Below are 24,177 nucleotides of genomic sequence, written 5' to 3'. Positions count from 1 at the left end.
CACGGACTTTGTGGGGCAATGACGGCCGCGATGATGGGAGACGACCTTGTCATGGCCTCCCAGCAAATGTGACGAATCTTTGCGTCGCCCTGTGGGTCCGGCCCCGCGCCTCTGCGCAGCCTCGGCGTGCTGCCTAGAATGGGCCGCATGCCGATGGAGCACATTCCCACCGATGTCGCCGCCGACGTCAGCACCGACGTCCCCCCCGACGGCGGCAGCTGGCGCCAGCAGACCCTGCAAGCGGGCCTGGACCTGCTCGACCAGGGTTTGACCGTCTTCGACTCCTCGCTGCACCTGGTGGCCTGGAACCGTGCATTCCTGGAGTTGCTGGCCTTCCCGCCCGAGATGACGCGCATCGGCGCGCCCTTCGAGGACTTCATCCGCTACAACGCCCAGCGTGGCGAGTACGGCGACGAGCCGGTCGAGGATGCCGTGCGCCAGCGCGTGGACCTGGCCCTGCAGTTCCTGCCGCACGACATCGAGCGCGAACGGCCCGATGGCCGCATCCTGCACATCACCGGCCAGCCTTTGCCGGGCCACGGCTTCGTCACGCTGTACTCCGACGTGACCGAGCAGCGCCGCACCGAGCAGGCCCTGCGCCAAGCCAACCTGGAGCTGGAGTCGCGCGTGCAGGCCCGCACCGCCTCCTTGCGGCGCAGCGAGCAGCAAATGCGCCTGGTCACCGACTCCATCCCCGCGTTGGTGGCCTACTTCAGCGTGGACCACGGCTACGAGTACATCAACCGCGGCTACCAGGATTGGTTCGGGCTGGACCCGCAACGCCTCGACCGCGTCAGCGCGCGGGCCTTCCTCGGCCACGAGGTCTATGAGGGGATCCGGCCTTATGTCCGGCGCGCCCTGTCCGGCGAAGCCGTGACCTTCGACTACACGCTGCGCACCCAAGCCGGTGAGGCCCTGTGCGTGCGGACCACCCTGGTGCCCGACCGCGGCACCGATGGCCGCGTGGTGGGCTGCTTCGAGCTGACCTTCGATGTCACCGAGCAGAAGCGTTCGCAGGCGCTCATCCTGCGCGCCCAGAAAATGGAAGCCATGGGCCAGTTGGCCGGCGGCCTGGCGCACGACTTCAACAACATCCTCACGGTCATCCTCGGCAACCTCACGGCGCTGGGCGATGCCCGGCCCGACGATGCCCAGGTGGCCGAGTTCACCGAGCCGGCGATCACGGCGGCGCGTCGCGGTGCCGAGCTCATCCGCGGCCTCATGACCTTCGCGCGCCAGCAGCCCCTGCAAGCGGGCGCTGTCGATGTCGGTGCCCTCGTGGCCTCGGTGGTGCGCCTGGTGCGTCCCGCCTTGCCGGCCTGCCTGAGCCTGCAGGCCCACACCGGTGACGATGCCGCCTGGGTCTGGGCCGATGCCATGCAGCTGGAAAACGCGCTGGTCAACCTCATCCTCAATGCGCGCGACGCCACGCCCGCCACCGGCCACATCGACGTGCGTGTGCGCACGCGCCAGGTCGATGCCGCCCAGGCCGCGGCCTTGCAGCTGCAGCGCGGGCCGCACGTTTGCATCGAGGTGCAAGACCAGGGCGTGGGCATGGACGCGGCCACGCTGGCGCGCGTGTTCGAGCCCTTCTTCACGACCAAGCGGCCGGGCTCTGGCACGGGCTTGGGCATGGCCATGGTCTATGGCTTCGTGCGGCAGTCGGGCGGGGTGGTGGACGTGCGCAGCCGACCCGGCGAGGGCACGGTGGTGAGCCTGTGGCTGCCCGCGGCCGAGTGCTGCCCGGTCGAGCTGGCCCCGCTGGACGAGCCCGGGCCCGTGCCCGGTGCCACCCGCCGTGGCGTGGCCTTGCTGGTGGAGGACGATGCCGATGTGCGCAAGGTCGTCCGCCGCAGCCTGCTGGACTTGGGCTATGCCGTCATCGAAGCCGGCCATGGGCCGGAGGCCTTGGAGATCCTGCAGCGCATGGACGGCATCACCTTGCTGCTCAGCGACATCATGATGCCCGGCAGCCTGGACGGCCGCGCCCTGGGCCGCGCAGCCCGCAGCGAAGGCCTGGCGCGGCATGTGCTGCTGATGAGCGGCTGTGCCCCCGGCATGGACGCCTTGGCCGACCTGCCCGTGCTGGCCAAGCCCTTCACCACGGCCGAGCTGGCCCGGGCGCTGACGGCACTGGGCGCGATGGAGGCTGGCGCATGAGTGCCTTGCCCCATGCGCCTTTGCCGCCTTTGCCGCCTGATGACGGCCGTGACGGCCGTGACGGCCGCAGCACCGGCGGCACCGGCGACACGCAGACGCCCGCGCTGGTCTTCGTGGTCGAGGACGACCTGGCCATCGCGCGCCTGGTGCTCTCGGTGTTGGCCGATTTCGGCTTCAGTGCCGAGGGCTTCAGCACCGGTGCAGCGGCGCTGCGGCGATTGCAGACCCTCAAGCCCGACCTGTGCATCGTGGACCTGGGCCTGCCCGACATGGACGGCTTGGAGCTCATCCGCCAGATCTCGCAGCAGTCGCACGCCGGGGTGCTGATCCTCACGGGGCGCGGCCACACCGTGGACCGCGTCATGGGCCTGGAGCTGGGCGGCGACGACTACGTCACCAAGCCCTTCGAGCCGCGCGAGCTCGTGGCCCGCGTGCGCAGCATCCTGCGTCGGCGGGCGCCGCGCACCGGCCTGGTCACCGGCACACCGCGCCGCTATGCCAGCTTCTCGGGCTGGACGCTGGACTGCGCCGCCAACCTGCTGCGCGCCGACGATGGCACCGAGCACCTGCTGGGCGTGGCCGAGGTGCAGGTGCTGCGTGCCTTCCTGGAGCGCCCGCACCAGATCCTCAGCCGCGAACAGCTGGTCGGCCACCGCGGCCTGTCGCCCACCGACCGCAGCATCGACGTGCGCATCTCGCGCCTGCGCCGCAAGATCGAGCCCGACCCCATGGAGCCGCGCACCATCAAGACGGTCTATGGCGCGGGCTATGTGTTCTCCGCGAGCGTGACGTGGTCTTGAACCGGGGCTTGTGAACCGGGGCTTGTGAAGGCACGGATGCTGTATGAAAATACAGTGTGCCTGACGACGACTTCACCCCGCTGCCCGACCCGCGCCGACGCGCCGACCCGCTCAAGGGCCGGGGCACGGCCACGCGCCTGGCCCACCGTTTCGACACCCGCGACCGGGTCAGCGATGGCGAGGCGCCCGTCTTCATGGAAGACGGCGATGCCGAGCTGCCGCCCCCACGCACCGAGGTCACGCCCGAGCAGGCGCGCAGCATCCTCACGCACAACGACTCGCCCGACATCCCCTTCAGCCAGGCCCTCAACCCCTACCGCGGCTGCGAGCACGGCTGCATCTACTGCTACGCGCGGCCCACGCACAGCTACCTCAACCTCTCGCCAGGCCTGGACTTCGAAACCCGCCTGGTGGCCAAGGTCAACGCCGCCGAGCGGCTGAGCGCCGCCTTGCAAAAGCCGGCTTACGTGTGCAGCCCCATCAACCTGGGCTCGGCCACCGACGTCTATCAGCCCATCGAGCGCGAGTGGCGCCTGACCCGTGCCGTGCTGGAGGTGCTGGGCGCCTGCCACCACCCTTTCACCCTGGTCACGAAATCGGCCGGGGTGCTGCGCGATCTGGACCTGTTGGCCCGTGCCGCCGAGCGCCAGCTTGGCTACGTCATGGTCAGCATCACCACGCTGGACGGACGCCTGAGCCGCAGCCTGGAGCCGCGCGCCGCCGCGCCCTGGGCCCGCCTGGACGCCGTGCGCCAGTTGGCCGCGGCGGGCGTGCCTGTGGGCGTGAACGTCGCGCCCATCATCCCCTTCCTCAACGAGCCCGAGATCGAGCGCATCGTCGAGGCCGCCGCGCAGGCGGGTGCCCATGCCATCCACCACACCATCGTGCGCCTGCCCTGGGAGGTCAACCCGCTGTTCCAGGAGTGGCTGGACCACCACGTGCCCGAGCGGGCCGCGCGCATCATGGCGCGCATCCGCGAGATGCGTGGTGGGCGCGACCACGACGCCGATTTCCGCACCCGCATGAAAGGGCAGGGCGTGTGGGCCGAGCTCATCCGCCAGCGCGTGCGGGGTGCCGCAGCGCGCCATGGCCTGGGCCACGGCGGTCCGCAGCTCGATGTCAGCGCCTTCGACCCGACGCTGCTGAAGCCGATGGCGCCCAGCGACTCAGCGCCGCAAGGCAGCCTGTTCTGACGGCCCCGGGGGCAGTGGTCCGAAGAACGGTCCGAAGCTGTGGCGCTCGATGTCGGCCAGCTTGAGCTCGTCGTCGGCGCACAGTGGCAACACGGGGCCGGGCAGGTCCAGCTGCTGGATGAGCTGGCGGCACAGGCCGGGGCGCTGCGCTTCGGGCAGCTGCGGGCAGTCGATGAAGAGCAGGTAGGCGCGGCGCTGGCTGTGCTCGGGCAGGCGCCGCGTCACCAGCCAGGCGCGCTCGATGGGGCTGTGCCAGCCGAGCGCGGTGCGCACATCGTCCACCTCCAGCTCGTTGAGGTCGTGGCGGGAGAGGTGCTGGAACCAGGGTGGCGCGCACAAGGCGTCCCACACGGCATCGTCCTGGGCTTGGGCGTCCTTGAGGCGCTGGCGCCAGAGCTTGAGGCCGACATCGTCCATCGCGATCCCGGGCGCTGGGCGTTCCAGCCAGGCAACGGCACGGCGCGCGGCCCAACTGCGGTGGTCGTCGCCGGCCTGCCAGAGGCGCTCCAGCCAGCCCAGGCGCTCGGCCAGCGGGGCGTCTTCGCGCACCGACAGCAGGCCCCGCAGCGCGCCCGCGTGGGCCGGGTTGCGCGACAGCACCTGCGCGTACAGGGCGCCGGTGTCCACGGCGCTGTGCAGGCGGCGCTCACAGGTCGCCCACATCGTCAGCTCGTCGCTGCCCAGGCTGTCGGCGCGCTCACGCCAGCCCTGCACACGGGCTTTGAGGCTTTGCTGGCGCTGGTGGTGGGCCTTCCAGGTGCTGGCGCGGTCGCGGCACCAGGCCTGATCGAAGCGCTGCACCCAGGCCTCGGCTTGCGGGCCCAGCAGGCCCAGGGCGCTTTTGCGCGACCACGTGGGCAAGCGCGCCGGGGCCGACAGGGCGGCCAAGCGTTCCTTCAGCACGGGGTGGGTGTCGTCCACATGGCTCAGCTGGCGCAGGGCTTTGCGCAAGGCTTCGTGTGCGAAGGCGTCGTCCGGGGGCGTGGCCAGCAAGTGGCGCAAGGCTTTGAGCGGGCCTTGGGGCAAGGGCTGGTCCGTGGCGCTTTGCCAGTGCTGGCGCCAGAAGTGCTCGGCCATCCAGCTGGACTTGACCTCGATTTCCACCAGCGCCGCCCCGGCCGTCTCGGCGCCCACCAGGCGCGCGGAGATGCGGTCGGCCTCGTACTCGTCCTGGCGGGCCAGGGCGAAGCTGCGTGCCAGGAAGCGCGGCACGTACCAGGCCATGAAGCGGCGGTTGAGCCAGGCGGCCGCGCCGTCGTCCTCGGCGAGGTGCTCGTTCATGCGCATCCAGCTCAGGCGGGTGCGGTAGATCCAGGCAGCGAAGCGGCCATGGTTGCCGCGCAGGTGGCCGTATTCGTGGGCCAGCACGGCGCTCAGGCGGGGCACGTCCAGCGCCATCATCATCGGCAGGCCAATGCGCAGGCGGTTCACCGGCGCGCCCACCAGGCCAAAGCGCGGCACCTGCGAGATGCTGGCGTTGAAGCGGTCGTCCAGCCAGACCTCGTCGAGCCGGGGGCCCTTCACCTTGCGACGGACCTGCGCCAGCAGCTTGAACAAGGCGGGGGCCTGCTCGGGCGTCAGGCGGTGGCCGTCGGGTTGGGCGTCCAGACGCACCCACAGCGCGCGCAGGCTGGTCCAGCCCAGGCCGATGGCGCCCAGCAGCACGAAGCCCCACGCCATGCGGGCGTGGCCCGAGCCGAGGTGGCGCAAGGCCCACAGGCCCACCATGGCGGCCGCGGCCAGGCTGCCCGCGATCCAGGCGTAACCCAGGGCCGCGAACAGGGCCACGCGGCGGCGGTAGCCCCTCGGGTCTTGGGCACTCAGGTACTCGTTGACGCGGACGTGGTGGACGAAGTCGGCGTGGTCCATGCGGCTTCCCAGGCTTTTGTCGGTGTTCGCCAAGATTCAAGCACGCGGGCCCCAGCCTGTGCACGACTAGAATCACGGGTTCCGTTCCTCTTTTTGCACGACCATGTCCAAAACCGCAAAAGCCTCCCAAGCGCCGGCCACACAAACTCCGGTCACCAAGCCCGTGAAAGCCGCCACGCCTGTCGCCACCAGCGCCCCTGTGGTCGCCAAGAAGGCTGGTCAGGGCGTCAAGAAGGTCGTGCTGGCCTACTCGGGTGGCCTGGACACGTCCATCATCCTGAAGTGGCTGCAAGACGAGTACGGCTGCGAGGTCGTGACCTTCACCGCCGACATCGGCCAGGGCGAAGAGATCGAGCCCGCACGCGCCAAGGCGCTGAAGATGGGCATCAAGCCCGAGAACATCTTCATCGAAGACCTGCGCGAAGAGTTCGTGCGCGACTTCGTCTTCCCGATGTTCCGCGCCAACGCGCTGTACGAGGGCGAGTACCTGCTGGGCACGTCCATCGCCCGCCCGCTGATCGCCAAGCGCCTGATCGAGATCGCCAAGAAGACCAAGGGCGATGCCATCTCGCACGGCGCCACCGGCAAGGGCAACGACCAGGTCCGCTTCGAGCTGGGCGCCTACGCGCTGCTGCCCGGCGTGAAGGTGATCGCACCGTGGCGCGAGTGGGACCTGCTGTCCCGCGAAAAGCTGCTGGCCTACGCCGACAAGCACGGCATCCCGGTTGACTTCAAGAAGCGCAAGGGCGGCGCCCCGTACTCGATGGACGCCAACCTGCTGCACATCAGCTACGAAGGCGGCGTGCTGGAAGACCCGAACTTCGAGCCCGAAGCCAGCATGTGGCGCCTGACCAATTCGCCCGAAAAGGCGCCTGGCAAGGCCCAGGTGATCGAGCTGACCTACGCCAAGGGTGACGTGGTCGCCATCGACGGCGTGAAGATGTCGCCCGCCACCGTGCTGACCAAGCTGAACGAAATCGGCGGCAAGCACGGCATTGGCCGCCTCGACAAGGTCGAGAACCGCTACGTCGGCATGAAGAGCCGCGGCTGCTACGAAACCCCCGGCGGCACCATCTTGCTGAGCGGCCACCGCGCCATCGAATCCATCACCCTGGACCGCGAAGTCCTGGCGCTGAAGGACGACCTGATGCCGCGTTATGCCCGCATGATCTACAACGGCTACTGGTTCAGCCCCGAGCGCGAACTGCTGCAAGGCCTGATCGACAAGAGCCAGGAAACCGTCAACGGCACCGTCAAGCTCAAGCTGTACAAGGGCACCATCCTGGTCGTGGGCCGCGAGTCCAAGACCGACAGCCTGTTCGACGCCAAGATCTCGACCTTCGACGACGACGGCGGCGCCTACAACCAGGCTGACGCAGCTGGCTTCATCAAGCTCAACGCCCTGCGCTTGCGCATCGGCGCCAACGTGAAGGCTGCGCGCGCTGCCTCGGCCAAGGCCAAGCCGGTGGCGGCCAAGAAGGCTGCAGCCAAGCCCGCTGCCAAGCCTGCCGCCAAAGCCGCCAAGTAACCCCCTGGAGATCACCCCCATGACCACCACCACCCTGGCCGGCACCGTTGCCACCCAAGCCAATGTGTACTTCGATGGCAAGTGCGTCTCGCACACCGTGACGCTCGCCGACGGCGTGCGCAAGTCGGTTGGCGTCATCCTGCCGGCGACGCTGACCTTCAACACTGGCGCTCCCGAAATCATGGAAACCGTCGCGGGCAAGGCCACCATCAAGTTGGCCGGTGCCAGCGAGTGGCAGACCTACGGCCCCGGCGAAAGCTTCAACGTGCCGGGCAACTCGTCCTTCGAGATCAAGGTCGAGGGGGAGCCTTACCACTACATCTGCCACTTCGGCTGATGCGCCCTGGAGGTGCATGGCCCGCCGGCTGCGGTCGGCGCCATGAAAAAAAGCCGCTGCGAACACAGCGGCTTTTTTGTGCCCGTGTGCCAGGCTGAGTGATGGGCCTTGTGCTCTGGCTTTCTTCGCTGGCTTTCTGCCCCGGCCTGGTGCGCTGGCCTGGTGCGCTCAGAATTTCGGCGGCGGCAGCTCGTCAGGGTCCACCACGTCGCAGTCCATGCGCACGGTGCCGAGGAGCTCATCGTTGAAGTCCAGCAACTGGCCTTCGAGGCTGCCATCCTGGCGGTCGATGGACAGGCGGATCGTGGCCAGGCGCTTGAGGTTGGGTTGCCAGATGACCCATTGGCCGCGCAGCCAGTCCTGGTAGACGTGCGTGCCCGGCTGACGCAGCTTGTACAGCATCGTGTAGGCCACGGGCGTGGGCGTGTAGTGCAGGCGCTCACCCACGGGCAGCACGTTGGAGCGCTGGATCAGCGCCATGTTGTTGCTGTCGCGCAGGGCCAGTTCCAGCTGCGACGCCCTGGATTTGCCGGCCGCTGTCAGTTGACCTTCGCACTTCAGGTAGAGGTTGTATTCGGCGGCCGATGCCGCGCCGACGCAAGCCCCCCAGACGAGCAGGGCCGTGGCCAAGCCACGCAAGGTGAAGGGTGTGTGCATCTGGGGGCTCCCGCGTCAGGTCACTTCTTGGTGGTGGTGCCTGTGGACTTGGCCGCAGGTTTGGCCGCGGGTTTGCTGGCCGGCTTCGGGTTGTTGGCGGCATCGACCTCCTTCGAAGCGGCCGTTTCGCCACCCGACACACCGAGTCGGCCGCCCGTGCCCAGGCCGCCCTTGACGGTTTGTGCCTTGTAATTGCGCAGCGCCTTGACCATCTGGTTGAACGAGTCCGCGAACGCGGCCGTGATGACCTTGCCTTCCGGGGTCTTGGCGAAGCCGCCACCGCCGCCGAAGCCGCCGCCACCGAAGGCTGCGCCAAAGATGCCGAAGTCAAAGTTGCCCGCCGTGCCTTCGGCTGCTGCGATCTGCACGCCGGAGCGGTTGTCGATCAGCAGCAGGGTGGTGGACGCCTCGTTCTTGCTGACGCTGCCCGCCAGCAGGCCGACCATGCCCAGGCCGCCGCCAAAGCCACCCAGACCACCGCCGCCGCCACCGGTCTTGCCGGAGAACTGGATGGACGGGCTCATGGTGTAGTCGGCCGCGACCATCTGGCCCTTCTGGAAGTTGCTGCCGGCGCGGCTTTCTTCACCACGGGCGAAATCGCGCTCGCGCATCATGTTGTTGAGCGATTTGCCGCGCTCGACGATGACGAAACAGTTCGATTGCTGGATCATCAGGCGCAGCACCGGGGTGGTCGAACCCAGTCGGTACTGCTGCAAGGTGATGTACCAGGGTGCCGCGGTGTCTTCTTCGATGGCCAGCGTGCCCAGGGATTCGGGGCAGCGCTCCAGGGTGCTGTTGCTGTTCTCTGCCGTGCCGCCGCCGGCCGCACCGCTGACCGTGCCTTTGTTGCCGCCCAAGGAGGGGTCGGTGGCGCAACCGGACATGAGCGCCATGGCGGCGGCGGTGACCAGGGTCAGGGCAGACAGCCCCAGGGAGGAACGATGGCGGACGCTGGACATGGGTTCTCCTGAAACGGTGACAAAGGCCACACAAAGCAGCTTTTCGCCGCAGTGTAGCGTTTGACAATGTCACGTCCAAGCACTGTTGCGGCCTGGTCCCGCCACTCCCCCTAGATCACCACCGGCTCGGGCTCCAGGCGGATGCCAAACCGGCCGTACACACTTTCCTGGATGGCGCGGGCCAGCGTCACCACCTCGGCGCCGCGGGCGTCACCGCGGTTGACCAGCACCAGGGCCTGCTTTTCATAGACGCCAGCCTGGCCCACCGTCTTGCCCTTCCAGCCGCAGGCGTCGATCATCCAGCCAGCGGCCAGCTTGAAGTTGCCGTCCGGCATGGGGTAGTGGACGATCTCCGGGTCGCGCTGGATGATGTCGCGGCACTGCTCTGGTGTCACCACCGGGTTCTTGAAGAAGCTGCCGGCATTGCCGATGGCGGCCGGGTCTGGCAGCTTGGCGCGGCGCACGGCCACGACCCAATCGAAGATCTGGCGGGCGCTGGGCGCGGTGATGCCCGTCTCGGCGACCTTGCGCTCCAGCTCGGCGTAGCCCAGCATGGGCTGCCACGGACGCGGCAGGCGCAGGCGCACCCGCGTGATGACGGTCTTGCCGGCCAGGGCCTGCTTGAAGAGGCTGTCGCGGTAGTCGAAACGGCATTGCGCGCCGTCCAGCGTGATGGTGCGGCCGGTCATGAGGTCCACGGCGTCCAGGGACTCGAAGCGGTCTTTCAGCTCGATGCCGTAGGCGCCGATGTTCTGCACGGGCGCCGCGCCCACCGTGCCGGGGATCAGCGCCATGTTCTCCAGGCCGGGCAGGCCCTCGTCCATGCACCAGCTCACCAGGTCGTGCCAGCGCTCGCCGGCGCCGGCTTCGACGATCCAGGCGTCGTCGCGCGTTGCCAGCAATCGCAGGCCCGGCACCTCGACCTTGAGCACGACGGGCTTGATGTCCTGTGTGAGGATCAGGTTGCTGCCGCCGCCCAGGATGAACTTCGGCGCACGGCCCAGTTCGGGGTCATCGACCACGCGCCGCACGTCCGCCTCGCTGTGGATGCGCACCAGCGTGTGCGCCATGCAGGGCAGGGCGAAGGTGTTGTAAGGCTTGAGATTGACGCCGTGTTCGACGGCCAGGGCGCTGTGCATGCGAGAATTTTCGCAGACAACGGACGCAGCAGACCTTCTCGGAGAACACACATGCCCAGTTTTGACACCAAGCTCGACCCCAACCTGGACGCCGTCGGCAACGCCGTGGACACCACGTCCAAGGAGATCGGCACCCGCTTCGACTTCAAGGGCACCAGCGCCGCCGTCGAATTCAAGAAGAAGGAAAAGGAAATCATCGTCCTGGGCGACAGCGATTTCCAGATCGACCAGGTCCGCGACGTGCTCTACAACAAGCTGACCAAGCAGAAGGTGGACATCCGCTTCATGGACGTCGGCAAGGTCGAGAAAATCGGTGGCGACAAGGTCAAGCAGGTGCTGAAGGTCAAAGCCGGCATCGAGGCCGAGCTGGCCAAGCGCATCACCAAGCTCATCAAGGACAGCAAGATCAAGGTGAATGCCAGCATCCAGGGCGAGGAAGTGCGCATCCAGGGCACCAAGCGCGACGACCTGCAGGCGGCCCAGGCCCTGATCCGCAAAGAGATCGACGACGTGCCACTGGACTTCGGCAACTACCGCGATTGAGCCAGGGCTGGCCGTTCATGGCCACTCATGGCCGGCAAGAACGCTGCACCCTGCAGCCCACGAACACAACAAGGGGATGGCTGTGAAGGTGAATGAGGTGAGAAGGGCGTGCTCCGCCAGGCTGCTGGGCCTGCCTCTGGTGTGGGTGCTGGCCTTGGTGAGCGCACCAGCCTGGTCGCAAAGCGTGGCCATGACCGGCAGCATGGGCAGCAAGGCCTTGCTGGTGGTCAACGGTGGCGCGCCCAAGGCCCTGGCCGCAGGCGACACCCACCAGGGCGTGAAGGTGCTGAGCGTCGGGGCCGAGCAGGCCACGGTGGAGGTCGGCGGCAAGCGCCAGACCGTGACGCTGGGCGGCGCGCCGGTCAGCGTGGGCGGCGGCGGTGGAGGTGGGGGCGGCGGCAGCCAGATCGTGCTGACGGCCAGCTCGGGCGGCCACTTCCTGACGCTGGGCAGCATCAACGGGCGCAGCACGCAGTTCATGGTGGACACCGGCGCCACCAGCGTGGCCATGGGGGCCGACGAGGCCCGCCACATGGGCATCGACTTCGAAAAAGCCCCGCGTCTGGCCGGTAGCACGGCCAATGGCACGGTCTGGATGTACCGCGTCAAGCTGCGCTCGGTGCGCATCCAGGACGTGGAGGTGAATGAAGTGGACGCGGTCGTGGTGCCGCAGGGCATGCCGCACGTGCTGCTGGGCAACAGCTTCCTGACGCGCTTTCAGATGAAGCGCGACAACGACGTGATGACGCTGACGCGGCGGTACTGAGGGGTGTGCTGAGGACGGTGCGGCGTCAGGCGGCGCGCTGGGTGCCGTTGCCACGGACGCCTTGGGCACCGTTCACGCGGCCGTGCTGGCCGTGACTTTTGCGCTGCAGCTGGGCCAGCTCGACGGGGTCGTGCGCGCAAAACAGCGTGACCTCGTCGCCATGCGCTTGCTTGAGCGCGTGCAGGCGCTGCTGGTTGGCGCGGCGCTGCACGCCATCCATCTGCACCAGGTTCTGGAACACCTTCAGGCCGAAGGTGCAGTGCGGGTCGGCGTCCATCTCGCCTCGGTAGAAGTAGGCATCGCCGCAGTGCAGCAACCAGCCATCTGCTGTGCGCACGGCCACGCCGCAGTGCCCTTGGGTGTGGCCGGTCAGCGGCACGAGCAGCACTTCCTCATCGGTGTCGGGCAGGGCGCGGATGGCGTCGAAACCCAGCCAGCGCTCACCGCTCACACCGTGTTCAGCCCACTTCGGCCCGTGCGCCCACTGTGCCGGCACGTAGCGGCCTTTTTCCTGCAGGCTGGCGCGCGCTGTGGCGGCTTGCAACTCGCGGGTGAATACGTGCACCTGGGCCTGGGGGAAGTCGCTCAGGCCGCCGGCGTGGTCGAGGTCGAGGTGGGTGGGCACGATGTGCTGCACGTCGCGCGGGTCCAGGCCCAGCTCGCGGATCTGGTGCAGCGCGGTTTCCTGCATCAGCAGGCGCGGTCGTGTCACCGCATTGAACAGGGTGCCCAGGCGACCCGGGTGGGCCACGTCACCCGTGCCCAGGCCCGTGTCCACCAGGATCAGGCCGTTGCGCCCCTCGATGAGCAGGCAGTGGCAGCACATGTGGCCCGAGGCCAGCCAGCCGCCGTCGCCATTGATCAAACGACGCCCCAGCGGGCACATGGAGCCGCAATTCAGGTGGTGCACGCGCATGCCGTCAACGCAGAAAGCCGAGGTGATGTGCATCATGGCAGCACAATCGGGGTTTGACCAGCGTCTGTCTTTGCCTGCCATGCCTCCCCGCACCCGCCTGCCTGCCGGCCACGAACTCCTCTCCCAGATCCTGTTTGCCCAGGGCTTCGGCGAGCGCCGCGTTTGCGACGGCCTCGTCCTCAAAGGGCTGGTGAAAGTGAATGGCGAGGTGGTGGACGACCCCGACGCCGTTTTCCCCGAAGACCGCCTGGTGCTCGACGTCGATGGCCTGCCCTGGGTGACCCACGTGAAGGCCCTGGTGATGCTGCACAAGCCGGCGGGCTACGAGTGTTCGCTGAAACCCGGCGCCTGGCCAGGCGTGCACAACCTGCTGCCCGTGCCGCTGCGCCGCCGCGGCCTGCAACCCGTGGGGCGGCTCGACCAGGACACCACTGGCCTGCTGCTGCTGACCGACGACGGCCCGCTGCTGCACAAGCTGACCTCGCCGAAGAAGAACGTGCCCAAGGTCTATGAAGTGACCTGCAAGCACCCTGTCACGCAGGCCATGTGCGACAAGCTGCTCAAGGGCGTGGTGCTGGACGACGACCCGGAGCCCGTGGCCGCCCACGCGGCCGAGCGCATCTGGCCGCCGTCTGTCGATGGCCCCCCGCCCGATGTGGACACCGAAACCCTGCACCTGCGCCTGACCCTGCTGCAAGGCAAGTACCACCAGGTCAAGCGCATGGTCGCGGCCGTGGGCAACCGCGTCGAGGGCCTGCACCGCAGCAGCGTCGGCCGCCTGGCCCTGCCCGAGGACTTGCCCGTGGGGCAATGGTGCTGGGTGGAAGATGTCGCCGTGGTGTTGCCTTGAGTGCAGCCCTGATAATCTGACCCCATGCAAGTCTTCCGCGGGTTCCACCATGCGGCACTGGCCCCGGCCTGTGCCCTGACGATCGGCAATTTCGATGGCGTCCACCGGGGGCACCAGGCCATGCTCGCCTTGCTGCGCAACGAGGCCCAGCACCGCGGCCTGCCCGCCACCGTGCTGACCTTCGAGCCGCACCCGCGCGACTACTTCGCCGCGCTGTCGGGCAAGCCCGAGCTGGCACCCAGCCGCATCGCCACCCTGCGCGACAAGCTCTCCGAGCTGGAGCGCTGTGGCGTGGACCAGGTCGTCATCCTGCCCTTTGACCAGGCTTTGGCCTCGCTCAGCCCCGATGCTTTCATCCAGCAGGTCATCGAAGAGGGCCTGCGCGCGCGCTACGTGCTGGTCGGCGACGACTTCCGCTTCGGCGCCAAGCGCGTGGGCGACTACGCCATGCTGGACGCCGTCGGCCAGGCCCGCGGTTTCGACGTGGCCCGGATGATGAGTTACGAGGTGCACGGCGAGCGGGTGTCGTCCTCGGTGGTGCGAGAGGCGCTCACGGCCGGCGACATGGCCCGTGTGGCCACGCTGCTGGGGCGCCCCTACACCGTCAGCGGCCACGTGGTGCATGGCGCCAAGCTGGGCCGCAGCCTGGATTGCCGCACGCTGAACGTGCGTTTCGGCCACGACAAACCGGCCACCAGTGGCATCTTCGTGGTCCGCACCCACGGCCTGGGCGGGCGGGCGCTGGAAGGCGTGGCCAGCCTGGGCGTGCGCCCCACGGTGGAAGATGCGGGGCGCGTGCTGCTGGAGGTCCATTGTTTCGATTGGCCCAGCGAACTCGGCAGCGAAGGGGGCTACGGTAAAATCGTGCGGGTGGAACTGCTGCACAAACTCCGAGACGAAGCCCGCTACGACGGGCTGGACGCTTTGCAGGCGGCCATCCACAAGGACATCGCCGACGCCAAGGCCTTTTTCCAGGCCCAGCATCGCCAGACCTCGCGCGACCGAATTTGACGCGGGCTGACGACCCGCCGGCCCTGGCCGGTGGACAGCCCGCACCCGTCGCTCCCGCTGCGCCACGTCGGAAGGTGCCGCCCCCCATGCTTTCAGACCCGCGCCGGACGCGCCTGCCCTTTGCAGCGCCCGCGACGGGTCTGCTTTGACCGAGATCGCCATGAGCCAAGACCCTTCTGCCCCATCTGCCCCATCTGCCAAGCCTGCCAAACCCGCGAAGGGCGGGGCGGATGCGCCGGAATCCAAGTACCGCGCCACGCTGAACATGCCCGACACCCCCTTCCCGATGCGCGGCGACCTGCCCAAGCGCGAAGCGGGCTGGGTGGCCGAGTGGGAGGCCAAGGGCATTTACGGCAAGCTGCGCGCCGCCCGCCAGGGTGCGCCGAAGTTCGTGCTGCACGACGGCCCGCCCTATGCCAACGGCGTCATCCACATCGGGCACGCGGCCAACAAGATCCTCAAAGACATGATCGTCAAGGCCCGCCAGCTGGCCGGCTTCGACGCCAGTTACGTGCCCGGCTGGGACTGCCATGGCCTGCCGATCGAGAACCAGATCGAAAAGACCTTCGGGCGCAACCTCAGCCGCGAAGACGTGCAGGCCAAGGCCCGCGTCTATGCTGCCGAGCAGATCGACGGCCAGCGCAACGACTTCAAGCGCCTGGGCGTGCTGGGCGATTGGGCGCGGCCCTACCGCACCATGGACTTCGGCAACGAGGCCAATGAGATCCGCGCGCTGAAGAAAATCATCGAGCGCGGCCATGTGTACCGCGGCCTCAAGCCCGTGTACTGGTGCTTCGATTGCGGCTCCTCGCTGGCCGAGTTCGAGATCGAGTACGCCGACAAGAAGTCCCAGACGCTGGACGTGGCTTTCCTGAGCGCCGAGCCTGCCAAGCTCGCCGCCGCCTTCGGCCTGCCTTCGCTGGCCAAGGACGCCTTCGCCGTCATCTGGACGACGACGGCCTGGACCATCCCCGCCAACCAGGCGCTCAACGTCCACCCTGAGCTGACGTACGCCCTGGTGGACACCCCCAAGGGCCTGCTGGTGCTGGCCGAAAGCCTGGTCGAGAAGGCCACGACCCGCTACGGCTTCGCGGCCGACGAGGTCAAGGTGCTGGCCACCACCACCGGCGCCAAGCTGGAGCACCTGACGTTCAAGCACCCGCTGACCCAGGTTCACGCAGGCTATGACCGCGTGGCGCCTGTGTACCTGGCCGACTACGTCAGCGCCGAAGACGGCACCGGCATCGTGCACGCAGCGCCGGCCTATGGCGTGGACGACTTCAACTCTTGCATCGCCAACGGCCTGAAGTTCGACGACATCCTCAACCCTGTGCAAGGCAACGGCGTCTATGAAGCCGAGCTGCCGCTGTTCGGCGGCCAGCACATCTGGAAGGCCGCCCCTGTGGTCTTGGAGACGCTGCGCGAGCACGGCCGCCTGCTGGCATCCACTGACATCGTCCACAGCTACCCGCATTGCTGGCGCCACAAGACGCCGGTCATCTTCCGTGCCGCGGCCCAGTGGTTCGTGCGCATGGACGAAGAGGAGGGCGGCAACAAGGGCGTCTTCACCGTCGAGAAGCCCGCCAAGACCCTGCGCCAGACCGCGCTCGACGCCATCGACCAGACCACCTTCTACCCCGAGAATGGCCGCGCCCGCCTGCGCGACATGATCGCCAACCGCCCGGACTGGTGCATCAGCCGCCAGCGCAACTGGGGCGTGCCGCTGCCCTTCTTCCTGCACAAGGTCACGGGCGAGCTGCACCCCGACACGCTGGCCTTCATGGACCGCGCCGCTGCCCTGGTGGAGCAGGGCGGTGTCGAGGCCTGGGCCAAGCTGGATCCGGCTGAGTGGCTGGGCGAGCAAGCGGCCGAGTACAGCAAGTCCACCGACATCCTCGATGTGTGGTTCGACTCCGGCACCACCTTCTTCCACGTGCTCAATGGCGAGCGCGGCAGCCACGCCCACGCCGGCCACCTGCAAGGCCCCGAGGCCGACCTCTACCTCGAAGGCCACGACCAGCACCGCGGCTGGTTCCACAGCTCGCTGCTGGCCGCTTGCGCCATTTACGGCCGCGCGCCGTACAAGGGTCTGCTGACCCACGGTTTCACCGTGGACGGCCAGGGCCGCAAGATGTCCAAGTCGCTGGGCAACACGGTCGCGCCGCAGGAAATCAGCAACAAGATGGGCGCGGAAATCATCCGCCTGTGGGCCGCCTCGACCGACTACTCGGGTGACCTGGGCATCGACGACAAGATCCTCGCCCGCGTGGTGGACGGCTACCGCCGCATCCGCAACACCCTGCGCTTCCTGCTGGCCAACACGTCTGACTTCAACCCCGCGTCTGATGCCGTGCCGGTGTCCGAGCTGCTGGAAATCGACCGCTACGCCCTGGCCCGCGCCGCGCAGCTGCAGGCCGACATCCTCTCGCACTACGAGCGCTACGAGTTCCACCCCGTCGTGGCCAGGCTGCAGGTGTATTGCTCCGAAGACCTCGGCGCCTTCTACCTCGACATCCTCAAGGACCGCCTCTACACCAGCGCCGCCGGCAGCCACGCCCGCCGCTCGGCCCAGACCGCGCTGTGGCAGATCACGCACGCCATGCTGCGCTGGATGGCGCCCTTCCTGAGCTTCACGGCCGAAGAAGCCTGGCAGGTGTTCGATGGCGGCCGCAGCACCAGCGGCACCATCTTCACCGAAACCTACTGGGACTTTGGTGAGCGTGGTGAAGGCCATGACAGCGTGGCCGACGCCGAGCTGCTGGCCAAGTGGGCGCGCATCCGTGCGCTGCGCGAAGAGGCCAACCGCCGCATCGAGGACGTGCGCACCCGTGGCGACGTCGGTGCCTCGCTGCAGGCCAATCTCTTCATCACCATCGGCAGGCAGGACGAGCAGGGCGCGCGCCTGCTGGCCGACCTGCGCAGCCTGGGCGATGACCTGAAGTTCGTGCTCATCGTTTCGGGCGTCGAACTGGCCGAAGGCCACGCCACGCAGATCGAGGTCAACCCCTCGAAGGCGGCCAAGTGCGAGCGCTGCTGGCACTACCGCGACGACGTGGGCGTTAACCCCGAGCACCCGACGATCTGTGGCCGCTGCGACAGCAACCTGCACGGCGACGGTGAACACCGCGCGCACGCCTGACCATGGCCGGCAAATCGTCCAACGCCTCGCTGATGCCCTGGCTGGGCATCGCCTTCCTGCTCATCCTGGCCGACCAGTTCACCAAGGTGCTCATCGTGGGCGCCTATGAGCTGGGGCACAGCCACGCGGTCACGTCCTTCTTCAACATCGTGCGGGTGCACAACACGGGCGCGGCGTTTTCCTTTCTGGCGCACGCGGGGGGCTGGCAGCGCTGGTTCTTCGTGGGCCTGGGCGCGGTGGCCACGGGCTTCATCGTGTGGATGCTGCGCCAGCACGGCGGCCAGCGCCTGTTCGCCTGGGCGCTGTCGCTGATCCTGGGGGGTGCCATCGGCAACGTCATCGACCGCCTGGTGCACGGCTACGTGGTGGACTTCCTCGACTTCCACTGGGCCTTCCTGTCCCCGATGTTCCCGGGCGGGCACTTCCCGGCCTTCAACATCGCCGACTGCGGCATCAGCATCGGTGCGGCCTTGCTCATCCTGGACGAGCTGCGACGCGTGCGGCGGGGCTGACTCACATTCCGCATACCTTTGCGCGTTCTTCGCCCAAGGGATCGGTCTGCCGGTCACCGCCCTGCATTTACGATCGGGCACCTTGTTTGTCCGACCGTCCATGCCCGCCCTGACCCCTCACCGCTGGCGCACCGCTGGTGCCATCGCCGCCGTCGCTTGCCTTGGCCTGAGCGCGGCGTTGCTGTGGCCATGGTCAACGTCAATGGCGCAAAAAGCGGCAGGCGGCAAGGCGCCACCGCCAGTGCCCGTCAAGGTGGCCACGGTGCAGGTGCAGGACCAGGCCTTGTCGCTCAGCGCGGTGGGGCAGGTCCAAGCCGCGCGCCAGGCGGTGGTGAAGTCCCGCATCGACGGGCTGCTGACCGAGGTGAGCTTCACAGAGGGCCAGCAAGTGCGCCAGGGCCAGGTGCTGGCCCGCCTCGATGACCGCAGCCTGCGTGCCCAGGTGGCCCAGGCAGAAGCCGAGTTGCGCCGCCTGCAAGCCCAGCTGGCCTTGGCGCAGCTGGACCTCCAGCGCTACCAGGATCTGGCCGCGCAGTCGGCCGTGTCCACGCAGCAGCGCGACCAGCAGCAGGCCCAGGTGGCGCAGCTGGTCGCGCAGGTGCAGTCGCAGCAGGCAAGCTTGAGCCAGATCCAGACGCAACTGTCCTACACCGTGATCACCGCGCCCTTCAGCGGGCGTGTGGGCTTGCGCCTGGTCGATGTGGGCAACATCGTGCGGCCACTGGACGTGCAGGGCATCGTCACCCTGGCGCAGACCGAGCCCTTGATGGTGGTCTTCAGCGTGCCTCAAACCCGGTTGAGCGACGTGCGCCAGGCCATCGCCCAGCCCCAGGGTGCCGTGGTGAGCGTGGCGGAGCGCGAGGGCGGTCCGACCCTGGCCAAGGGGCGCTTGCGTTCGGCCGACAACGCCGTGGACGCGGGCACTGGTTCTTTGAAGCTCAAGGCCGAGTTGGCGCCGCCGCAGCAGCAGGGAGACCGCCTCTGGCCGGGCCAGTTCGTGACCGTTCGGCTCGACACGGGCGCCATCGCCGGGGCCCTGAGCGTGCCGGCCGCCGCCGTCCAGCGCGGCCTCAAGGGGCCGTTCGTGTGGCGTGTGGCGAAAGCCGAGGGCGCTGCCCAGGCGCAGATGGTGCCCGTGCAGCCGCGCTGGCAGTCCGACACCTGGGTGGTGGTGGCGGCCCGCGCCGATGGCCTGAAGCCGGGCGACCAGGTGGTGGTCGATGGCCAGTCCCGCCTCAAGCCCAAAGCGGCGGTCAGGGTGCTGATTGCGGCAAGCGATGTTGCCCGCTCGGCCAGCCAGCCGTGAGCGACGGAGACCCAACGTGAGCCTTGCTTCCCAAACCGCAGCGCCGCCCCCGCCCCCGCCCCCAACGCCTCTCATCGCGCCCGTCACGCCCACCGTCAGCCGGGTCAATGGGCTCTCGGCCTGGTGCATCGCCCACCCGGTGGCCACCGTCTTGCTGACCCTCGCGCTGGTGCTGCTGGGGCTGTTCGCCTTCCCGCGCCTGCCCGTCGCGCCTTTGCCGCAGGCCGACTTCCCGACCCTCCAGGTCAGTGCCCGCCTGCCGGGCGCCAGCCCCGAGACCATGGCCTCGGCCGTGGCCACGCCGCTGGAAGTGGCCCTCAGCGGTGTGCCGGGCATCACCGAGATGTCGTCCACCAGCTCGCTGGGCAACGTCTCCATCACCTTGCAGTTCACGCTGAAGAAGAACATCAACGAGGCGGCCCAGGAGGTGCAGGCGGCCCTCAACGCCACGGCGGGGCGTTTGCCCTTGGGCATGCCCTCGCCACCCACTTGGCGCAAGGTCAATCCGGCCGACGGCCCCGTCCTCATCCTCAAGATGCAGTCCGAGTCGCTGGGCATGACCGAGCTCAGCGACCTGGCCGAAACCGTGCTGGCGCGGCGACTGAGCCAGATCGACGGGGTCTCCGAGGTGGCGATCTCGGGGCAGCAAAAGCCGGCCATCCGCATCCAGGCGTCGCCTGCTCGGCTCGCCGCCCACGGCCTGAGCCTGGCCGACATCCGCGCCGCGGTGCAAAAGGCCAGCGTCAACCAGCCCAAGGGGGCCCTGGTCGGCGAGGGCCGCAGCAGCACCTTGGCCACCAACGACCAGCTCTTCAACCCCGCCGACTACGAGGCCCTCACCCTGATCGACCGCAACGGCGTGCCCGTGCGGGTGGGCGATGTGGCCCAGGTCCTGGCCGGGGCCGAGACCGACTATGTGCGTGCCTGGCAAGACGGCAAGCAAGGCCTGGGCATCATCGTGCGCCGCCAGCCCGATGCCAACATCGTGGAGACGGCCGATCGTGTGCAGGCGGCCCTGCCCGAGCTGACCAGCCGCATGCCCGCCAGCGTCAGCGTCGAGGTGCTCAACGACCGCACCCGCACCATCCGCGCCTCGCTGCACGAGGTCGAGGTCACCCTGATCCTGACCTTCGTGCTGGTGGTCGTGGTGATGGGCGCGTTCCTGCGCCAGGTCTCGGCCACGGTCATCGTCACGGCGGTGCTGGGCGTGTCCATGATCGCCACCATCGCGGCCATGGAGCGCCTGGGCTTCAGCCTCAACAACCTCACGCTGGTGGCGCTCATCATCGCCATGGGCTTCGTGGTGGACGACGCCATCGTGGTGGTCGAGAACATCCACCGCCACCTGGAGCTGGGCGAGCCCATGCGAGAGGCCGCGCTCAAAGGCGCGGGCGAGGTGGGCTTCACCGTGGTGTCGATCAGCGTGTCGCTGGTGGCGGCCTTCATCCCGCTGCTCTTCATGGGCGGCGTGGTGGGGCGCTTGTTCAGCGAGTTCGCGGTCACCGTCACCGCGGCCATCGGCGTGTCGGTGCTGACCTCGCTCACGCTGGCGCCCATGCTGGCGTCGCGTTGGATGTCGCGTGCACCGGCCCACCACGAAGGCGGCTGGGTGCAGCGTTTGATCGACGGCTATGGCCGCAGCCTGGCTTGGGCGCTGAACCACTCGTGGCTGATGCTGCTCGTGTTCTTCGCCACCATGGCCATGGCGGTGGTGAGCTATGTGCTCATCCCGAAAGGCTTCTTCCCGCTGCAGGACACGGCCTTCGTGTTCGGCACCACCCAGGCTGCGCAAGACGCGTCTTTCGAGACCATGGTCGAGAAGCACACCGCGCTGGCCAAGATCCTCGACCAGGACCCGGCCGTGCTGGGCTACAACCAGGTGGTGGGTGCCTCGGGCGGCGGTGGCAGCGGCAATTTGTCGAGCGGGCGCTTCTTCATCGTGCTCAAAGACCGCGCTGACCGCGATGTTTCCGCGCAAGGTTTCATCGACCGCCTGCGGCCCAAGATGGCCCAGGTGCCGGGCATCACGATGTTCATGCGTTCCGCGCAAGACATCAACCTGGGCACCGGCTCGCCGCGCACCCAGTACCAGTACGCGCTGCTGGGCGACGACAGCGCCACCCTGGGCCTGTGGGCCGACCGTCTGACCGAGCGCCTCTCGCGCCTGCCGCAATTCCGCGACGTCTCCAACGACCTGCAACTGGGCGCCGGCATCACCCGCCTGACCATCGACCGCGCCGCCGCGGCCCGCCATGGCCTGAGCGTGGACGACATCAACCAGGTGCTGTACAGCGCCTACGGCCAGCGCCAGATCGGCGAAACCCAGACCGAGCAGAACCAGTACCAGGTCATCCTGGAGATCGACCCCGCCCTGCGCGGCCAGACCGACAGCCTCAACTGGCTGCACCTGCGCTCGACCAAGACCGGCCAAATGGTGCCGCTGGCCGAAGTGGCCCGCCTGGAGCCGCCTGAGACTGGCGCGGTCAGCATCAACCACTTGGGCATGGCGCCGGCGGTGAACCTGTCCTTCAACCTGGCGCCCGGTGTGGCCCTGGGCGATGCCGTCAAGCTGCTGGAACAGGTGCGCCAGGAGCTGCAGGTGCCCGACAGCGTGGCCGGCAAGTTCCAGGGCGCCGCCCAGGCCTTCCAGGACTCGCTGGCCACCCAGCCCTTCCTGATCCTGGCGGCGCTGCTGGCGGTCTACATCATCCTGGGCGTGCTCTACGAGAGCTTCGTGCACCCGCTGACCATCCTGTCCACCTTGCCATCGGCGGGCATTGGCGCGGTGGCGTTGCTGTGGCTCAGCGGGCAGGACTTCTCCATCATGGCGCTCATCGGCGTGGTGCTGCTGATCGGCATCGTCAAGAAGAACGGGATCATGCTGGTGGACTTCGCCCTGCAGGCCCAGCGCGAACGCGGCATCAGCCCGCGCGAGGCCATCCAGGAGGCCTGCGTGGTGCGCTTCCGACCCATCATGATGACGACGCTGGCCGCGCTGCTGGCCGCTGTCCCCTTGATGCTGGGCCACGGTACCGGCGCCGAGTTGCGCCAGCCGCTGGGCTATGCCGTGGTGGGCGGCCTGCTGCTCAGCCAGGTGCTGACGCTGTACACGACGCCGGTGGTTTACCTGGCGCTGGACCGCCTGTTCCACCGCAAGCCAGCCCCCGCCGCACAAGGGATAGCCTGACGCACCACCGTCAGGGGCGTGTGCTACGCTGATTTCAACGACTTGACTGCACACGCCACTCCCATGCCCGGCCTCCTTCCCGACATCGATCCCGACGGTTTGCTCGAGTTCTCGGTGGTCTATACCGACCGCGCGCTCAACCACATGTCCAAGCGCTTCCAGGGCGTGATGACCGACATCTCGGCCATGCTCAAACGTGTCTATGGCGCCCCCTCGGCCGTGCTGGTGCCGGGCAGCGGCACCTTCGGCATGGAGTCCGTGGCGCGCCAGTTCGCCCAGGGCAAGCACGTGCTCGTCATCCGCAACGGCTGGTTCAGCTACCGCTGGACGCAGATCTTCGAGATGGGCTCGATCCCCGCCAGCCACACCGTGCTCAAGGCCCGCCGCATCGCCGACGGCCCGCAAGCCGCCTGGGCCCCCGCGCCCATCGGCGAGGTCGTGGCCACCATCGCCCGCGAGAAGCCCGCCCTGGTGTTCGCGCCGCACGTCGAAACCGCGGCCGGCATGATCCTGCCTGACGACTACCTGAAGGCCGTGGCCGATGCCGTGCACGCCGTGGGTGGCCTGTTCGTGCTGGACTGCATCGCCTCGGGCGCCATGTGGGTGGACATGGCCGCCACCGGCGTGGACGTGCTGATTTCCGCGCCGCAAAAGGGCTGGAGCAGCTCGCCGTGCTGCGCCATGGTCATGCTCAGCGAGCGGGCTCGCCGGGCCATCGACGCCACGCAGAGCACCACCTTCGCCATGGACCTCAAGAAGTGGCTGCAGATCATGGAGACCTACGAAGGCGGCGGCCACGCCTACCACTCCACCCTGCCCACCGACGCCCTGCTGCGCCTGCGCGATGCCATGGCCGAAACCGAGGCTTACGGCTATGAGAGGGTGCGCCAGGAGCAAATCGCCCTGGGCCGCCAGGTGCGCGAACTGGTGGTGCGCCACGGCCATCCCAGCGTCGCCGCCGAGGGCTTCCAGGCGCCCGGCGTGGTCGTGAGTTACACCACCGACCCCGACGTCCAGAACAGCAAGAAGTTCCTCGCCCAGGGCCTGCAGACCGCCGCCGGCGTGCCGCTGCAGTGTGACGAGCCGGCCGATTTCCGCACCTTCCGCATCGGCCTGTTCGGCCTGGAAAAATGGCACCACGTGGACCGCACCGTGCAGCAGCTGGCGCAGGCGCTGGAGGCCGTGACGGCGTCCAAGCCGTGATGCCGGCCTGACGCAGCGGCCCGTCCGCGTCAAGGCGTGACGTTGCGCCTGCGATGCCGACCGGGTGTTCCTCCGGATGCCCGGGCTGCGGCGGCGGCGTAA

Annotated in this window: 19 protein-coding genes; 14 read left to right on the top strand and 5 right to left on the bottom strand. The window is 68.4% G+C overall.

Annotation, left to right across the window (positions count from 1 at the left end; all coding sequences use genetic code 11):
• Window positions 1–147 precede the first annotated feature (147 nt).
• The 3 genes from EV672_RS02385 to EV672_RS02375 are packed head-to-tail and all read left to right on the top strand — an operon-like array spanning window position 148 to window position 4,153.
• Window positions 148–2,160: a PAS-domain containing protein gene (locus EV672_RS02385; RefSeq protein WP_243738475.1), complete on the top strand. Its 2,013-nt coding sequence runs from the start codon at window positions 148–150 to the stop codon at window positions 2,158–2,160.
• A complete protein-coding gene (locus EV672_RS02380; protein ID WP_133605957.1) occupies window positions 2,157–2,960 on the top strand; it encodes a response regulator transcription factor in 804 nt (267 codons plus the stop codon). Before EV672_RS02385 ends, EV672_RS02380 begins: the two co-directional genes overlap by 4 nt.
• A 56-nt stretch (window positions 2,961–3,016) precedes the next feature.
• Entirely contained in the window at window positions 3,017–4,153 is a 1,137-nt protein-coding gene (locus EV672_RS02375) for a PA0069 family radical SAM protein (protein WP_243738474.1), read from the top strand.
• Here the strand turns inward: EV672_RS02375 and EV672_RS02370 are convergent.
• A complete protein-coding gene (locus EV672_RS02370; RefSeq protein ID WP_133605956.1) occupies window positions 4,127–6,022 on the bottom strand; it encodes a M48 family metallopeptidase in 1,896 nt (631 codons plus the stop codon). The genes EV672_RS02375 and EV672_RS02370 overlap by 27 nt on opposite strands.
• 103 nt (window positions 6,023–6,125) lie before the next feature.
• On the opposite strand from EV672_RS02370, the gene EV672_RS02365 reads away from it, so the two are divergent.
• Together EV672_RS02365 and ppnP are read left to right on the top strand one after the other, a co-directional pair.
• Complete coding sequence (locus tag EV672_RS02365) at window positions 6,126–7,550, top strand: argininosuccinate synthase (RefSeq protein ID WP_133605955.1); 1,425 nt, start codon at window positions 6,126–6,128, stop codon at window positions 7,548–7,550.
• Window positions 7,551–7,569: 19 nt separating this feature from the next.
• Window positions 7,570–7,887, top strand: a complete 318-nt coding sequence (ppnP, locus tag EV672_RS02360; protein ID WP_133605954.1) for a pyrimidine/purine nucleoside phosphorylase — start codon at window positions 7,570–7,572, stop codon at window positions 7,885–7,887.
• 168 nt (window positions 7,888–8,055) lie between these two features.
• Here the strand turns inward: ppnP and EV672_RS02355 are convergent, their stop codons facing one another.
• The 3 genes from EV672_RS02355 to murB form a co-directional block, all read right to left on the bottom strand.
• Entirely contained in the window at window positions 8,056–8,544 is a 489-nt protein-coding gene (locus EV672_RS02355; RefSeq protein WP_133605953.1) for a hypothetical protein, read from the bottom strand.
• A gap of 20 nt (window positions 8,545–8,564) precedes the next feature.
• Window positions 8,565–9,503: a CsgG/HfaB family protein gene (locus tag EV672_RS02350; protein WP_133605952.1), complete on the bottom strand. Its 939-nt coding sequence runs from the start codon at window positions 9,501–9,503 to the stop codon at window positions 8,565–8,567.
• 110 nt (window positions 9,504–9,613) lie between these two features.
• Window positions 9,614–10,642 carry a UDP-N-acetylmuramate dehydrogenase gene (gene murB, locus EV672_RS02345; RefSeq protein ID WP_243738473.1) on the bottom strand — a complete coding sequence of 343 codons (1,029 nt, stop codon included), beginning with the start codon at window positions 10,640–10,642 and terminating at the stop codon, window positions 9,614–9,616.
• Window positions 10,643–10,693: 51 nt separating this feature from the next.
• Here murB and EV672_RS02340 point away from each other — a divergent pair, with 51 nt between their 5' ends.
• Window positions 10,694–11,185 (top strand): YajQ family cyclic di-GMP-binding protein, encoded by a 492-nt coding sequence (locus tag EV672_RS02340; protein ID WP_133605951.1) that lies wholly within the window; start codon window positions 10,694–10,696, stop codon window positions 11,183–11,185.
• 97 nt (window positions 11,186–11,282) lie between these two features.
• Complete coding sequence (locus tag EV672_RS02335) at window positions 11,283–11,951, top strand: retropepsin-like aspartic protease family protein (protein WP_243738472.1); 669 nt, start codon at window positions 11,283–11,285, stop codon at window positions 11,949–11,951.
• A gap of 25 nt (window positions 11,952–11,976) precedes the next feature.
• Here the strand turns inward: EV672_RS02335 and EV672_RS02330 are convergent, their stop codons facing one another.
• Window positions 11,977–12,903: an MBL fold metallo-hydrolase gene (locus tag EV672_RS02330; RefSeq protein WP_243738471.1), complete on the bottom strand. Its 927-nt coding sequence runs from the start codon at window positions 12,901–12,903 to the stop codon at window positions 11,977–11,979.
• A 43-nt stretch (window positions 12,904–12,946) separates the two neighbouring features.
• Between EV672_RS02330 and EV672_RS02325 the strand changes: the two genes are divergently transcribed.
• From EV672_RS02325 to EV672_RS02295, 7 genes are all read left to right on the top strand, one after another.
• Window positions 12,947–13,717, top strand: a complete 771-nt coding sequence (locus tag EV672_RS02325; protein ID WP_133605949.1) for a pseudouridine synthase — start codon at window positions 12,947–12,949, stop codon at window positions 13,715–13,717.
• A gap of 24 nt (window positions 13,718–13,741) precedes the next feature.
• Window positions 13,742–14,728 carry a bifunctional riboflavin kinase/FAD synthetase gene (locus tag EV672_RS02320; RefSeq protein ID WP_133605948.1) on the top strand — a complete coding sequence of 329 codons (987 nt, stop codon included), beginning with the start codon at window positions 13,742–13,744 and terminating at the stop codon, window positions 14,726–14,728.
• Window positions 14,729–14,993: 265 nt separating this feature from the next.
• Window positions 14,994–17,867 (top strand): isoleucine--tRNA ligase, encoded by a 2,874-nt coding sequence (gene ileS, locus EV672_RS02315; protein WP_243738502.1) that lies wholly within the window; start codon window positions 14,994–14,996, stop codon window positions 17,865–17,867.
• 2 nt (window positions 17,868–17,869) lie between these two features.
• A complete protein-coding gene (lspA, locus tag EV672_RS02310; RefSeq protein ID WP_133605946.1) occupies window positions 17,870–18,379 on the top strand; it encodes a signal peptidase II in 510 nt (169 codons plus the stop codon).
• Between the two features lie 100 nt (window positions 18,380–18,479).
• Window positions 18,480–19,685: an efflux RND transporter periplasmic adaptor subunit gene (locus tag EV672_RS02305; protein ID WP_133605945.1), complete on the top strand. Its 1,206-nt coding sequence runs from the start codon at window positions 18,480–18,482 to the stop codon at window positions 19,683–19,685.
• Window positions 19,686–19,701: 16 nt separating this feature from the next.
• Window positions 19,702–22,872: an efflux RND transporter permease subunit gene (locus EV672_RS02300; RefSeq protein WP_279536166.1), complete on the top strand. Its 3,171-nt coding sequence runs from the start codon at window positions 19,702–19,704 to the stop codon at window positions 22,870–22,872.
• 63 nt (window positions 22,873–22,935) lie between these two features.
• Entirely contained in the window at window positions 22,936–24,075 is a 1,140-nt protein-coding gene (locus EV672_RS02295) for an aminotransferase class V-fold PLP-dependent enzyme (protein ID WP_133605943.1), read from the top strand.
• The last annotated feature ends 102 nt before the right edge of the window (window positions 24,076–24,177 follow it).

The sequence above is a fragment of the Aquabacterium commune genome (assembly GCF_004362855.1).
Lineage (GTDB): Bacteria > Pseudomonadota > Gammaproteobacteria > Burkholderiales > Burkholderiaceae_C > Aquabacterium > Aquabacterium commune.
The sequence above is the reverse complement of the archived record's forward strand: the minus strand, read 5'-3'. Positions and strand labels throughout refer to the sequence as shown.